This window comes from Nonomuraea sp. NPDC050404 (genome assembly GCF_040655495.1).
In the GTDB taxonomy this organism is placed as follows: domain Bacteria; phylum Actinomycetota; class Actinomycetes; order Streptosporangiales; family Streptosporangiaceae; genus Nonomuraea.
On record NZ_JBFAKB010000025.1, the window covers coordinates 1 to 13,892 of the forward strand.

The 13,892-nt window shown below is 70.0% G+C and carries 12 protein-coding genes; 2 read left to right on the top strand and 10 right to left on the bottom strand.

Going from position 1 to position 13,892, the window contains the following annotated elements; translation table 11 throughout:
* Positions 1-1,095 precede the first annotated feature (1,095 nt).
* Positions 1,096-2,634, top strand: coding sequence for a glycosyltransferase family 39 protein (locus AB0I81_RS47235; RefSeq protein ID WP_360672517.1), 1,539 nt, complete (start codon positions 1,096-1,098; stop codon positions 2,632-2,634).
* Positions 2,635-2,717: 83 nt separating this feature from the next.
* Here AB0I81_RS47235 and tyrS read toward each other — a convergent pair whose 3' ends face one another.
* Complete coding sequence (gene tyrS, locus AB0I81_RS47240; RefSeq protein ID WP_360672520.1) at positions 2,718-3,986, bottom strand: tyrosine--tRNA ligase; 1,269 nt, start codon at positions 3,984-3,986, stop codon at positions 2,718-2,720.
* 187 nt (positions 3,987-4,173) lie between these two features.
* Here tyrS and AB0I81_RS47245 point away from each other — a divergent pair, with 187 nt between their 5' ends.
* Positions 4,174-4,473, top strand: a complete 300-nt coding sequence (locus tag AB0I81_RS47245) for a PH domain-containing protein (protein ID WP_360672523.1) — start codon at positions 4,174-4,176, stop codon at positions 4,471-4,473.
* Here AB0I81_RS47245 and AB0I81_RS47250 read toward each other — a convergent pair.
* From AB0I81_RS47250 to argC, 9 genes are read right to left on the bottom strand one after another with little or no spacing between them, the layout of a single operon-like run.
* Complete coding sequence (locus AB0I81_RS47250; RefSeq protein ID WP_360672526.1) at positions 4,413-5,384, bottom strand: DNA-3-methyladenine glycosylase; 972 nt, start codon at positions 5,382-5,384, stop codon at positions 4,413-4,415. The genes AB0I81_RS47245 and AB0I81_RS47250 overlap by 61 nt on opposite strands.
* Positions 5,366-6,787: an argininosuccinate lyase gene (argH, locus tag AB0I81_RS47255; RefSeq protein WP_360672529.1), complete on the bottom strand. Its 1,422-nt coding sequence runs from the start codon at positions 6,785-6,787 to the stop codon at positions 5,366-5,368. Before argH ends, AB0I81_RS47250 begins: the two co-directional genes overlap by 19 nt.
* Before the next feature lie 32 nt (positions 6,788-6,819).
* On the bottom strand, positions 6,820-8,019 hold the full coding sequence (locus AB0I81_RS47260; RefSeq protein WP_360672531.1) for an argininosuccinate synthase: 1,200 nt from the start codon (positions 8,017-8,019) through the stop codon (positions 6,820-6,822).
* A 20-nt stretch (positions 8,020-8,039) separates the two neighbouring features.
* Entirely contained in the window at positions 8,040-8,546 is a 507-nt protein-coding gene (locus tag AB0I81_RS47265) for an arginine repressor (RefSeq protein WP_360672534.1), read from the bottom strand.
* Positions 8,543-9,490, bottom strand: a complete 948-nt coding sequence (argF, locus tag AB0I81_RS47270) for an ornithine carbamoyltransferase (RefSeq protein ID WP_360672537.1) — start codon at positions 9,488-9,490, stop codon at positions 8,543-8,545. The genes AB0I81_RS47265 and argF overlap by 4 nt, the downstream gene beginning before the upstream one ends.
* Complete coding sequence (locus tag AB0I81_RS47275) at positions 9,487-10,653, bottom strand: acetylornithine transaminase (RefSeq protein WP_360672540.1); 1,167 nt, start codon at positions 10,651-10,653, stop codon at positions 9,487-9,489. The genes argF and AB0I81_RS47275 overlap by 4 nt, the downstream gene beginning before the upstream one ends.
* On the bottom strand, positions 10,650-11,525 hold the full coding sequence (gene argB, locus AB0I81_RS47280; protein ID WP_360672543.1) for an acetylglutamate kinase: 876 nt from the start codon (positions 11,523-11,525) through the stop codon (positions 10,650-10,652). Before argB ends, AB0I81_RS47275 begins: the two co-directional genes overlap by 4 nt.
* Complete coding sequence (gene argJ, locus AB0I81_RS47285) at positions 11,522-12,673, bottom strand: bifunctional glutamate N-acetyltransferase/amino-acid acetyltransferase ArgJ (protein ID WP_360672545.1); 1,152 nt, start codon at positions 12,671-12,673, stop codon at positions 11,522-11,524. Before argJ ends, argB begins: the two co-directional genes overlap by 4 nt.
* A gap of 49 nt (positions 12,674-12,722) precedes the next feature.
* A complete protein-coding gene (gene argC, locus AB0I81_RS47290; RefSeq protein WP_360672548.1) occupies positions 12,723-13,745 on the bottom strand; it encodes an N-acetyl-gamma-glutamyl-phosphate reductase in 1,023 nt (340 codons plus the stop codon).
* Positions 13,746-13,892 lie beyond the last annotated feature (147 nt).

Genomic DNA, 13,892 nt, shown 5'->3' on the forward strand with positions numbered 1-13,892 from the left:
ACCAAAGGAATCCGTCAAATCAATGACGGGGTTGTGCATCATGCACTGGCTTTTAACACACTGTTGAGTTCTCAAGAAACGGACGCGTACACCCGGTCGAGTATCCCGTTGTGGTACTTGACCCGAAGGCGCTATCTCGTTCTCCTCAATCTTATCAGACCGTCTCGCCGCCTGTCAAGTTCAGTGACTTGCTCCGAAGCGATCTGATCTTCCAAGATTGTGTGCCTCAGCTTCGAGGCAACCCTCGTAACTTACCGTGGCACTCGGGCTGTGTCGAATCAACCGATTATTCGGTGTCGTCGGCGCGCCCAGAAGCAACCCATGCAGCAATACGCCGAAGCGGCTCTGCCGGATGGCTCGGTTTGTTTCAAGGGGCTTGCCCTGGGGCCCGTCCGCCTGACCGGCGTCCGGCTCACTCCCGGGGCGAAGTGAAAGATTAGGTCGCGATCCGCGACACGTCAAATCGCGTCCGGGACGGGCGGGTCATGCCTGGTGGATGTGCGCTGTCTTCACGATGCCGCTGTGCGGGTGGGAGGCGCATGCGGGCGGAAGCCTATGCGGGTGGATCCCTGCAGGTGGGTCCGTCGCAGGTGCGGATGAAAGCAAGCCATGCCGGCTAAGGCCGAGGCCCGCCCTGCCGACGCGGATGAGGTCCATGCGGGTGGCCGACCACGCTGGTGAGGGCATGCGGGTCGCGGATCCTACCGAGTGAGGCGTCGCGGACCCTGCCGAGTGAGGCCATGTGCGGACAGCGCCGGTGGAGCCACATGGGGATGGTCGCGGACCATGCGAACGGAGGTGGTGTGGGATCAGGGCATGCGGGGCGGTGTCACGCAGGCTCTCGTCATTCGATTGCGCGAGGTTCCGTCACGCGGATGCGCTCGTACCGGTGTCCGAAACTCGGCAGTCGGAGGTCGGAGGTCTTATGATGCCGGGCGATGGGGCCGCTTCCCTGTCAAGACAAAGGCCGCAAACTATCACATTTCGGCATGAACGCCGCCCTAAGGCACATATCCTGCCCCAGTGATCACTGCCGCCACGCTAGCTCCCCCAGCTCGCCCAGCCCAACGTCATCGCACCTCAGCCCCATGGTGGATGGCCTTGGTAGCAGGGCTTGCCGCATTCTCCGGTACGGGCTCCGCGACCCTGAACGGCGACGAGCTCGCCACGATCAGCGCCGCCTCCCGCTCACTGCCCGGGATGATCGAGCTGGCACAGCACATCGACGGGCATTTCCTGCCGTACTACCTGTTCATGCACTTCTGGGCGATGGCGGGCACGGCGGAGCTGTGGTTGCGGCTGCCGTCGGCGGTGGTGATCGGGGTGGCGGCCTGGTTCCTGGCCGACCTGGGGCGGCGACTGCACAGCACCCGGGCCGGCGTGATCGCGGCCGGGGTCTTCGCGATCCTGCCGTCGGTGTCGTACTACGGAGCTTTCGCCAGGTCGTACGCATTCGCGGCGGCAGCGGTCGTGTTCTCGTTCTGGGCCTTGCACCGGGCGATCGAGCGGCCCGCGCCGCGCCGGTGGGTGCTGTACGGCGTCGCGGTGGCGCTCCTGTGCTCAACGCACCTGTTCGCGGTGCTCGTTCTGCCCGCGCAACTTCTGCTGTTGCGGCGGGCCGAAACGGTGCGCATGCTGGCCGCGATGGCGGTCGGTTGTGTGCCCGCCGCCGTGCTGGGACTCATCGGGTACGGGGAGCGCCACGCCATCAGCTGGATCCCTGAGCGGGGGCCCGAGGTGTGGCTGAAGTTCCCGAAGATGGCGTCGGGGGCGACCGTGCTCGGGGTTGTGCTGTTCGCGATGGCCCTGGCCGGGGCGGTGCTGCTGTGGCGGGCCCGGCGCGATGGCGGCATCAGGACAAATGTCGGCGTTCAGGCGGCGGAGGGCAAGGTCCAGGCAGAGGACGGCGTTCGGAGAGATGGCCGGGCGCGGGCGCGGGACGGTGTTCGAGGAGACGGCAGGGCTGGGGCAGATGACGCGCCTTGGGCAGAGGGCACTGCTGGGACAGAGGGCGGGGTTTGGGCGTCGGTGCTGGTGGGCTGGCTGGTGTTGCCGCCGGTGTTGTTGCTCCTGGTGTCGTGGCTCGTGACGCCGGCGTACGTGGATCGGTATCTCTTCGTGACCGCGCCCGCGCTGGCACTCCTGGCCGGAATCGCGGTGGCCTGCCTGCCACGTTTCCACGCGGTGGCAGGAGTCCTGGTCGTGGCGCTCGGATGCGGGCTGGCCTTCGCCGAGCATGTGGAGCTGCGGGAAGAGAACGGGCGATTCGAGAACATCCCGTGGGCGCTGCGCGTGATCAAGGCCGAGCCCGACGACGGGATCGTCTACGGGCAGAGTCAGCTACGTGGCGGGTTCGACTACTACGCGGATTCGCGCATGCCGGTCGATGTGCTGCGATCGGGTGATGCGCCCGATCCCGATGGGTTCGGCTATCCGGAGCGGTCGGATGTCTCGGCCTCGCTGGCAGGGCGGGAGCGGGTTTGGGTCGTGTGGCGGGGGACGAAGAAGTCAGGTCTGGAGGGTGACTCCATCGCCCGGGTCGGGGAGGTGGAGGAGGCCGGGTACGAACTCAGTGTGGCCAAGCATTCGGGTGATCTGCCGGGATTGACGGTGGCGCTGTTCACCCGTCGCTGAACGTCCCCGGTTCAGCTCCCGTCCAATGTGGCACACGCCAAAGCGGGCCATCTCCGGAGAGAAGGCCCGCCCAAGTGGCGAGGTCAGCCGACCTCGACGCCGCCGATCGACTTCTTGCCACGGCGCAACACCATGAACCGCCCGCCCAGCAGGTCATCGGCGACCGGCACGTACGACTCGTCGGTGATCTTGCGGTTGTTGAGGTACGCCCCGCCCTCCTTCACCGCCCGCCGGGCTGCCGACTTGGACTCGACCAGGCCGCTGTCGGCCAGCAGGTCCACGAACGACGCGCCGAGCGCGGGCACGGCGGCCTTGGGCACCTCCGCCAGCGCGGCCGCCAGGGTCGCGGAGGGCAGTTCCTCCAGCGCGCCCTGGCCGAACAGGGCCTTGGAGGCGGCCAGCACCGCGTCCAGCTCCTGCCTGCCGTGCAGCATCTCCGTGAGCTCCTCGGCCAGGGTGCGCTGGGCCTCACGGGCGAAGGGGCGTTCGGCGACGGCCTTCTCCAGGGCCTCGATCTCCTCGCGGCCGCGGAACGTGAACACCTTGAGGTAGGAGATCACGTCGCGGTCGTCGGCGTTGAGGAAGTACTGGTAGAAGGCGTACGGCGAGGTCATCGCAGGGTCGAGCCAGAGCGCGCCGCCCGCCGACTTGCCGAACTTGGTGCCATCGGCCTTGGTGATCAGCGGCAGCGTGAACGCGTGCACGTGGGCACCCTCGACGCGGCGGATCAGGTCGGCGCCCGCGGTGATGTTGCCCCACTGGTCGCTGCCGCCCACCTGCAGCGTGCAGTTGTAGCGGCGGTACAGCTCCAGGTAGTCGTTGGACTGCAGGATCTGGTAGCTGAACTCGGTGTAGCTCAGCCCCTCCCCCGCCAGGCGCGCGGAGACCGACTCCCTGGCCAGCATGCGGTTGACCGGGAAGTGCTTGCCGATGTCGCGCAGGAACGCGATGGCGGTCATCTCGCCGGTCCAGTCGAGGTTGCTGACCAGGCGGGCCGCGTTCGGGGTGGACTCCTCGAAGTCGAGGAACCTGCCGACCTGGCCGCGCAGGCGGTCCACCCAGTCGGCGACGACCTCGGTGGAGTTGAGCGAGCGCTCGGTGTTGCGGCCGCTCGGGTCGCCGATCAGGCCGGTGGCGCCGCCGACCAGGCCGATCGGGTTGTGTCCCGCGAGCTGGAAGCGGCGCAGCGTCAGCAGCGGCACGAAGTGGCCGACGTGCAGGGACGCCGCGGTGGGGTCGAAGCCGCAATAGACCGTGATCGGCGCCTTGGCCATGGACGCGCGCAGGGCGTCGAGGTCGGTGGACTGGGCGATCAGGCCTCGCCACGCGAGGTCGTCAAGGATGTCGGTCACGGTGATGGCTTTCCTGTTCGGATGTGAATGCCTTTAGCCTGCCCGATCGCTGCGGATGCGCGCCACTTGGATACGGTGGGTGTCCATGTGGAGGGTCCGTCGCGAGCTGGCTGTTTTCAAGATCTTAGGGGCTCTGGTGTGTGCCGGGCTCGCCGTTTACTGGTGGTTCGAGGGGGATTTTCGGGGTGTGATCCTGGCCGTCCCCGCGGCCGTACTCGTAGGCGGGATGGGACTGCGTGACCTCCTCGTCCCGGTACGGCTGGCGGCCGACGAGAGCGGCATCACCGTCGTGCACGGGTTCGCGGGCAAGCGGCACGTGCCGTGGGAGTCGATCTGGGACGTCAAGGTGGACGTACGCAGGCGCTGGGGGTTGCGCAGCGAGATGCTGGAGATCGACACCGGCGACAACCTGCACATCTTCAGCCCTCACGAGTTGGGCGCCTCCCCCACGGAAGTGGCCGCGGCGCTGCGGCGGCGGGGCGCGTGAGCACGGTACGGGGAGACGGTCGGATCGCCGTCGATCCAGAACCGCCACGGGGTCTGCCTGGCCGTCGAGACGCCGGTGCGCGGACCTGACTTGATCGCGGACGGGTCGGCCGGCCGGCCTTCGAGCATGATGAGCGCGTTGTGCGGCCGCCCGGTTCCGAGGAAAGTGTTGAGGTCGTGTTGGCTCGCGGAGGAGGCTGCGAGGATGGTGTCCAGGCCGTTGTGTTCGCGCATCAAGCCCAGGGCCACGGCCAGCCTGGCGGGCCCGCGGGCGAGGTCACGGTCGGCGATCGGTTTGGCGGACGCACGCCGGGGCCGGGCCAGGTCAGGGTCGTCGGTGCCCGCCTGATCTCGGATGTGCGGGGCGGAAGGGTCCGCCTGATCTCGGATATGCCGGGCGGAAGGGTCCGCCTGATCTCCGATGCGCCGAGCTGAGGTGTCCGCATTGTCGATGGTGCGCCGAGCGGAAGTGTCCGCATTGTCGATAGGGCGCCCGGCGGGGTCCTGAGGGGTTCCCGTCTTGCCGCCGGTGCGACGGTCGCGGGCCTCGGGTATGCCCGCGACCACCTCGCCCGCCCGCAGCAGCACGGCCGAGCCGTGGCCGTCGGGCAGGCAGACGAGGTTGGCGCAGAAGTGCATGCCGTAGGTGAAGTACACGTACAGGTGACCAGGCGGGCCGAACATGACGGCGTTGCGTGGCGTCCTGCCCCGGTACGTGTGGGCCGCGGGGTCCTCGCCGGGACCGCCGTACGCCTCGACCTCGGTCAGGCGCACGGCGACGGTCCCGTGCACGAGCACGCGCCCGAGCAGGTCGGGCGCCACCTCGTGCGAGGGCCGGTCGAAGAAGCCGCGAGGCAGCGCGGTGGGATTGAGCCCGCCGCCGCTACCGGAGCTCAGCTGCCCGCCGCCCATGCCGCCTGCGCGTCGACCGACTCCCGGAGCGCGACGAGCTGGTCGCGTACGCGGTCGGGCGCCGTGCCGCCGTGGGCCTTGCGGGCGGCCAGCGCCCCGGGCACGCTGAGCACGTCGCGGACGTCGGGCGTCAGGTGCGAGGAGACCTTGGCCAGTTCGTCGTCGGTCAGCTCGCCGAGGTCCTTGTCGTTGACCTGGCACCACACCACCAGATGGCCGACGGCCTCGTGCGCGTCGCGGAAGGGCACCCCGCGCCGGACGAGCAGCTCGGCCAGGTCGGTGGCCAGCGCGTAGCCGTCGGGGGCGGAGGCCTCCATGCGCGCGGTGTTGACCCGCATGGTGGCGACCAGCCCGGCCATCGCGGGCAGGACGAGCAGCAGCGTGTCGACCGCGTCGAACACCGGCTCCTTGTCCTCCTGAAGGTCGCGGTTGTAGGTCAGCGGCAGGCCCTTGAGCGTGGTCAGCAGCGCCATCAGGTTGCCGATCAGGCGCCCAGACTTGCCGCGGGCCAGCTCGGCCACGTCGGGGTTCTTCTTCTGCGGCATGATCGAGGAGCCGGTGGAGTAGGCGTCGTCCATCTCGATCCAGCGGAACTCCTGCGAGGCCCACAGGACGATCTCCTCGCCCAGCCGCGACAGATGCACGCCGATCATGGCCGCGTCGAACAGGAACTCGGCCGCGAAGTCGCGGTCGGCCACGGCGTCCATCGAGTTGGGCGCGGCGGCGGCGAAGCCGAGCTCCTCGGCCACGGCCTGCGGGTCGAGCGGCAGCGAGGAGCCCGCCAGCGCGCCGGCGCCGAGCGGGGAGATCGCGGCGCGCTTGTCCCAGTCGGTGATCCGGTCGATGTCGCGGGCGAAGGCGTGCACGTGCGCCAGGAGCTGGTGGCCGAAGGAGACCGGCTGCGCGTGTTGCAGGTGCGTCATGCCGGGTGCGGCCGTCTCGGCGTGCTGTTCGGCCTGGGCCATCAGCGCCGTCTCCAGCTCCACCAGCCGCGAGACGACGGAGCGGGCGTGGTCGCGGAGGTACAGGCGCAGGTCGGTGGCGATCTGGTCGTTGCGCGAGCGGCCGGCGCGGAGCTTGCCGCCGAGCGAGCCGAGCCGCTCCAGCAGGCCGCGTTCCAGCGCGGTGTGCACGTCCTCGTCGGCGATCGTCGGCCGGAACTCGCCCTCCTTGCAGGCGCGCTCCAGGTCGTCGAGCGCGCCGATCATGCGCTCGAGCTCCTCGTCGCTCAGCAGCCCCGCTCTGTGCAGCACGCGGGCGTGCGCCCTGGACGCCGCCAGGTCGTACGGCACCAGCCGCCAGTCGAAGTGCACACTCACCGACAGCCGGGCCAGCGCGTCGGACGGACCACTCTCGAAGCGCCCGCCCCACAGCCGCATCGGCTTGCCTTCACTCACCGTCATCTCCTTCGTGTCCCCCGAGACCATAGTGCAACTCAGCCCTTTCTCGTGTCCCGCGCCGCGGCGATCTTAGCGGGCAGCGAGAACAGCTGGACGAAGCCCTTGGCCAGGGATTGGTCGAATGTGTCGCCGGTGTCGTAGGTGGCCAGCGAGAAGTCGTACAGGGAGTCGTCGGAGCGCCGGCCGGTCACGGTCGCGCCGCCGCCGTGCAGGGTCATCCTGATCTCGCCGTTGACGTGTTTCTGGGCCTCGGCGATGAGCGCGTCGAGCGCGGTGCGCAGCGGCGAGAACCACAGGCCGTCGTAGACGAGCTCGCTCCAGCGCTGGTCGACGCCGCGCTTGAAGCGGGCCAGGTCGCGCTCGACGGTGACGTTCTCCAGCTCCATGTGCGCGGTGATGAGCGCGATGGCGCCCGGCGCCTCGTACACCTCCCGCGACTTGATGCCCACCAGGCGGTCCTCGACCATGTCGATGCGGCCCACGCCCTGGGCTCCCGCGCGCCTGTTCAGCTCGTCGATGATCTCGTACGGCGTCAGCGACCGCCCGTCGACGCTGACCGGCACGCCCGCCTCGAACGCGATCACGACCTCGTCGGGCTCGCGCTGCCTGGTCGGGTCGGCGGTGTAGGAGTAGACCTCTTCGGTGGGGCCGTTCCAGATGTCCTCCAGGAAGCCGGTCTCGACGGCGCGGCCCCAGAGGTTCTGGTCGATAGAGAACGGGTTCTTCTTGGAGGTCTCGATGGGCAGGCCCTTGGCCTCGGCGTACTCGATGGCCTTGTCCCGCGTCCAGGCGAAGTCCCTGGCGGGGGCGATGACCTCCAGGTCGGGCGCCAGCGCGGCCAGGCCGGCCTCGAAGCGGACCTGGTCGTTGCCCTTGCCGGTGCAGCCGTGTGAGACGACCGTGCCGCCGAACTGCTTGGCCGCCGTCACCAGGTGCTTGACGATGAGCGGGCGGGAGAGCGCGGACACAAGCGGGTAGCGGTCCATGTAGAGGGAGTTGGCCTGCATGGCGGGCACGCAGAAGTCCGCGGCGAACTCCTGCCTGGCGTCCACGACGACCGACTCGACCGCGCCGCAGTCCATGGCCCGCTTCTGGATGACCTCCATCTCCTCGCCGCCCTGGCCGAGGTCCAGGGCGACGGCGATGACCTCGGCGTTCATCTTCTCGGCGAGGTACGGGATGGCCACCGAGGTGTCCAGGCCGCCGGAATAGGCGAGGACTACTCTGTCGGGCATTTCACATTCTCCAAACGCTTCTAGCTTCGCCGGTCGGCGACCTTGAGCAGCGCGTCCGCGACGGCCTGCCCGCCCGTCGGGTCACGGCTGATGACGAGTATGGTGTCGTCGCCCGCGACCGTGCCGAGGATGGACTCCCAGTCGGCGTGGTCGATGGCGGAGGCGAGGAACTGGGCCGCGCCCGGCGGTGTTCTGACGATGACCAAGTTGGCCGACGCCTCGGCGCCGACCAGCAGTTCCTCCGCGATGCGGTGCAGGCGGGCGGCCGGGCTCTCGCCGCTGCCCAGCCTGGTCAGCGGGATCCTGCCGCCGCCCTCGCCGGGCAGCGCGTACACGAGGGAGCCGTCGTCGGCGCGCAGCTTGAGCGCGCCGAGCTCGTCGAGGTCACGCGAGAGCGTGGCCTGGGTGACCTCGACGCCGCTCTCGGCGAGCAGCTTGGCCAGCTCCGGCTGGGAGCGCACGGCCTGGCGCTCCAGCAGGTCGGTGATCTTCGCCTGCCGCGCCGCCTTGGTCATCGGGATCGTCATGTCGCGGAGACCAGCCAGTGCAGCAGCGCCTTCTGGGCGTGCAGCCGGTTCTCCGCCTGGTCCCACACCACGCTCCGCGGCCCGTCGAGCACCTCGGCGGTGATCTCGTAGCCGCGGTAGGCGGGCAGGCAGTGCAGCACGATCGCGTCGGACGCGGCGTGCGCGAGCAGTTCGTCGTTCACCTGGTACGGCAGGAGCGCGGCCACCCGTTCCTCCTTGCCGTCCTGGCCCATCGACACCCAGGTGTCGGTGGCGATCACGTGGGCGCCCTCGGCGGCGGCCGCGGGGTCGGTCAGCGCGACCACCGAGCCGCCCGTCTTGGCGGCGATGGCGGCGGCCCGGTCGAGGATGACCGCGTCGGGCTGGTAGCCGGCCGGGGCGGCGATGCGCACGTGCATGCCGGCGGTGGCGCCGCCGAGCAGGTAGGAGTGGGCCATGTTGTTGGCGCCGTCGCCGAGGTAGGTGAACGTGAGCCCGGCGGTCCTGCCCAGCCGCTCCCTGACGGTCTGCAGGTCGGCGAGGATCTGGCAGGGGTGGAACTCGTCGGTGAGCGCGTTGACGACCGGCACCCGGGAGTGGGCGGCCATCTCGTCGATGCGTTCCTGGCCGTTGGTGCGCCAGACGATGGCGGCCACCTGGCGGTCGAGGACCCTGGCGAGGTCGGCGGGCGGCTCGCCGCGGCCCATGAGCGTGGTGACGTTGTCCACGATCATCGGCAGGCCGCCGAGCTCGCCGATGCCGGTGTGGAAGGAGACGCGGGTCCTGGCCGACGGCTTGTCGAACAGGACGGCGACGCTCTGCGGGCCCTCGAAGGGGCGGTAGCCGAAGCGGTCCTTCTTCATGGCGGCGGCGAGGTCGAGTACCTGCGTCTGCTCGGCCGGCGAAAGATCGTCGTCACGCAGGAAGTGTCTGATTTGCGCCGAGTCCGCGCTGTGCCGGGTCATTTCGCCGCCTCCGCCAGGATCGCGGGGAATGCGGCCACGAACGCGTCCACCTCGGCGGCCGTGACGACCAGCGGCGGCGCGATGCGTACGGCGTCCGGTTGCAGGGCGTTGACCAGGAAGCCGGCGTCCGCGGCGGCCTGCTGGACCTCGGCGGAGCGGGGCTCGGCCAGCACGGCGGCCAGCCACAGGCCGCGTCCGCGCACGCCCTTGAGCAGCGGGGAGCCGGCGGATTCCAGGCCGGTGCGCAGCCGCGCGCCGACCGAGCGCACGTGGTCGAGGTCGATGGTGTCGAGCACGGCCAGCGCCGCGGCGCACGAGACCGGGTTGCCGCCGAACGTCGAGCCGTGGTCGCCCTTCTCGAACAGCTTGCCGACCTCGCCGAACCCGACGCAGGCGCCGATCGGCAGCCCGCCGCCGAGGCCCTTGGCCAGGGTGAGGATGTCGGGGGTGACGCCCTCGGCCTGGTGGGCGAACCAGTGGCCGCCGCGGCCGATGGCCGACTGGATCTCGTCGGCCACCAGCAGGGCGCCGGTGGAGTCGCAGATCTCGCGGGCGGCCTCGAAGTAGCCGTCCGGCGGCGGGACCACGCCGGCCTCGCCCTGGGTGGGCTCCAGGAAGACCGCGATGCAGTCGCCGGTGACGGTCTCCTTGAGCGCGTCGGCGTCGCCGTAAGGGACGAAGCGGACGGGGACCGGGAACGGCCCGAACTGGTCGCGGATGGACTTCTTGCCCGTCAGGGACAGGGCGCCGATCGTGCGGCCGTGGAAACCGTTCTCGGCGGCCACGAAGTAGGAGCGGCCCTCGCGCCTGCCGTACTTGAGCGCGAGCTTGTAGGCGGCCTCGTTCGCCTCGGTGCCGGAGTTGGCGAAGAAGATCCTGGCGGGGGCGTTCAGCAGTCCCAGGAGCTTGTCGGCGAGGCTGACCTCGGGCTCGTGCAGGAACAGGTTGCTGGTGTGCGCCAGCGTGGCCACCTGCTTGGAGACGGCCTCGACCAGCGCGGGGTGGGCGTGGCCGAGCGAGCTGGTCGCGATGCCGGCGATGAAGTCGAGGTACTCCTTGCCGTCCACGTCCCACACGCGGGTGCCCTCGCCCCGCGCCAGTGCGATCGGCGGGACGCCGTAGTTGGGCATGAAGGCCTTGTCGAACCTTTCTCGCAGGTTCATGAGGGCATCACCATCGTTCCGATTCCTTCATTGGTGAAGATCTCCAGCAGCATGGAGTGCGGCACCCGGCCGTCCAGGACGTGGGCCCGCGGGATCCCGCCCTGCACGGCCGTCAGGCACGCCTCCATCTTCGGCACCATGCCGCTGGACAGCGTGGGCATCAGCGTCTCGAGCTCGCCCGCGGTCAGCTCGTCGATCACGTCGCTGTCGTCGGGCCAGTTGGCGTACAAGCCCTCGACGTCGGTCAGCACGATCAGTTTCTGCGCCTGCAGCGCGACGGCCAGCGCGGCCGCGGCGGTGTCGGCGTTGACGTTGTAGATGTCGCCGTCGTCGCTCCTGGCCACGCTGGAGACGACCGGGATGCGGCCGTCGGCGAGCAGGGCGTGCACGGCGCCGGGGTCGACCTTGATGATCTCGCCGACCTGGCCGATGTCCACCGGCTCGCCGTCCACGATGGCGTGCTTGCGCACGGCCGTGAACAGGTGGGCGTCCTCGCCGGACAGGCCGACGGCGAACGGGCCGTGCCGGTTGATCAGGCCCACGATGTCGCGGTTGACCTGGCCGGTCAGGACCATCCTGACGACCTGCATGGCCTCGGGTGTGGTGACCCGGAGCCCGGCGGTGAACGTGGACTCGATGCCGAGTTTCGCCAGGGCGTCGCTGATCTGCGGGCCGCCGCCGTGCACGACGACCGGGTGCAGGCCCGCGTGCTTGAGGAAGACGACGTCCTCGGCGAAGCCCTCCTGGAGCTTGGCGTCGATCATGGCGTTGCCGCCGTACTTGATGACGACGGTCGCGCCGTTGAAGCGGGTCAGCCAGGGCAGCGCCTCGATGAGCGTCTCGGCCTTGGTGTGTGCCGTGGTCCGTCTCATGAGGAGTACGCCGAGTTCTCGTGGACGTAGTCGGCCGTGAGGTCGGTGGTGTGGATGGTCGCGGTGTGCGTGCCCGCCGACAGGTCGATGGTGATCGTCACGTCGCGGGGGCGCATGTCCACCTTGGCGCGGTCGTCGCCCACGGCGCCGCCGCGGCAGATCCAGATGCCGTTGATGGCCACGTTGAGCCGGTCGGGCTCGAACTCGGCGTCGGTGGTGCCGACTGCGGCCAGGACGCGGCCCCAGTTGGGGTCCTCGCCGTGGATGGCGCACTTGAGCAGGTTGGAACGCGAGACCGTGCGGCCGACCTTGACCGCGTCGTCCTCGGTGGCCGCGCCGACCACCTCGATGGCGATGGCCTTGGAGGCGCCCTCGGCGTCCACCAGGAGTTGCCTGGTCAGGTCGGCGCAGACCTCGGTGACCCGCTCGGTGAACTCGGCCAGGTCCGGCTTGACCCCGGTGGCGCCGCTGGCCAGCAGCAGCACGGTGTCGTTGGTGGACATGCAGCCGTCGGCGTCGAGCCGGTCGAAGGTCTGGGACGTGGCCGTGCGCAGCGCGGCGTCGAGCTCCTCGCTGGTCAGGTCGGCGTCGGTGGTGATCACGCAGAGCATGGTGGCCAGCGCGGGCGCGAGCATGCCCGCGCCCTTGGCCATGCCGCCGACCATGTAGCCGCCGCCGCGCTTGAAGGAGATCTTCGAGACGGTGTCGGTGGTGCGGATGGCGTCGGCGGCGGCCAGGCCGCCGTCGCGGGAGAGCTGGCCCGCGGCCGTCTCGACGCCCGACAGCAGCTCGTCCATGGGCAGGCGCTCGCCGATCAGGCCGGTGGAGCAGACCGCGATCTCGCCTGCGGAGTCCTGCAGCGTCTCGGCCACCTTCTCGGCGGTGGCGTGGGTGTCCTGGAAGCCTTCGGGTCCCGTGCAGGCGTTGGCGCCGCCGGAGTTGAGCACGACCGCGCGCAGCCGCCCGCCCGTCAGGACCTGCTGCGACCACAACACGGGCGCGGCCTTGACCCGGTTGGCGGTGAAGACGCCCGCGGCGGCCCTGCTGGGTCCGTCGTTGACGACGAGGGCCAGGTCGCGGGCGCCGCCGGTCTTGATCCCTGCGGCGACTCCCGCGGCCCGGAAGCCCAGAGGGGCGGTGACGCTCATGCGCCCGCCCCCATAGAAGACATAAGAGGCTTGTCGGATTTTTCGCTACTCACGGTGCGACTCCTGTCATGGGGAGGCCGAGCTCTTCCGGCAGGCCGAGGGCGAGGTTCACGCTCTGCAGCGCGCCCCCGGCGGTGCCCTTGGTGAGGTTGTCGATGGCGATGACGGCGACCACGCGGCCCGCGCGCTCGTCGAGCGTCACCTGCAGGGCGGCGCTGTTGGCGCCGTAGGTCATGGCGGTGGCGGGCCAGGAGCCCTCGGGCAGCAGCCGGACGAAGGGCTCGTCCTTCAACGCCACCTCGTACGCCGTGCGCAGCGCCTCCTTGGTCAGCCCCGGCGCGGCGGGGGCGGAGCAGGTGGCCAGGATGCCGCGGCTCATGGGCGCCAGCGTCGGGGTGAACGACACCCGGACCGGCGTGCCCGCGACGGCCGACAAGCCCTGCTCCATCTCGGGGGTGTGGCGGTGCACGCCGCCCACGCCGTACGCGCTGACCGAGCCCATGACCTCGCTGCCGAGCAGGTTGGGCTTGAGCGACTTGCCGGCGCCGCTGGTGCCGCTGGCGGCCACCACGACCACGTCGGGCCCGGCCAGCCCGGCGGCGAACGCGGGGGTCATCGCGAGCAGCACGGAGGTCGGGTAGCAGCCGGGGACCGCGATGCGCCTGGCGCTCTTGAGCACCTCGCGCTGTCCCGGCAGCTCGGGCAGGCCGTAGGGCCAGGTGCCGGCGTGCTCGCCGCCGTAGAACTCCTGCCAGGCGGCCGGGTCGGCGAGCCGGTGGTCGGCGCCGCAGTCGACCACGATCGTGTCCTCGCCGAGTCGCGCGGCGACGGCGGCGGAGTGGCCGTGCGGCAGGGCCAGGAAGACCACGTCGTGCCCGGCGAGCGTCTCGGCGGTGGTGTCGTCGATGACCCGGTCGGCGAGCTGGGGAAGGTGGGGCTGGTGGGCGCCGAGGCGGGTGCCGGCGCTGGAGGCGGCGGTGAGCGCGCCGATCTCGAATTCGGGATGCCCGAGCAGGAGGCGGAGCAGTTCCCCTCCCGCGTAGCCACTGGCTCCCGCGACTGCTGCTCTCATTCATCTCCTCCTGGATGCATGGTTATGCATCATAACTCATGACCTTGCTTCGTGAAAATAATGCACTCTAGAGGATGAACATGCAAGCCAGGAGGGTTCCGTAGCCAGGATCGTGAGATACGTCACCGGCGGGAGGGCTCGGGGTGG